Source organism: Alteromonas alvinellae (assembly GCF_902705805.1).
This window is the reverse complement of the sequence record NZ_CACSIH010000215.1, coordinates 1-262: the sequence shown is the minus strand read 5'-3', so window position 1 is coordinate 262 and position 262 is coordinate 1. Positions and strand designations below refer to the sequence as shown.

Sequence of the window (262 nt, the reverse complement as noted above, 5' to 3'; positions counted from 1 at the left end):
GAAAAGCACCAAGTTCGGGCTTGGCTATGAACAAAACAAAAGTATTAAAAAGCAACGTCTTACAATATTGATATTGCTGACAACATTAGCGTCACTGGTTGCTATATTACTGGGTATGGTGCTTGTTTCTTCGAACAAACATCGCCAATTCCAAGCGAATACCGAAACCAGAAGCGTGCTATCATTCCACTACCTTGGCCTTAGAGCTATTGCTTGCCGAATAAGGTTTACCATGCGACAGTGGAAAGCTGCACTCAAATGG

Annotated in this window: 1 pseudogene; it reads left to right on the top strand. The window is 42.4% G+C overall.

From position 1 onward, the window contains the following. Positions 1 to 262 (top strand): annotated as a pseudogene (locus ACX5KA_RS15960) (IS4 family transposase); the annotation flags it as partial.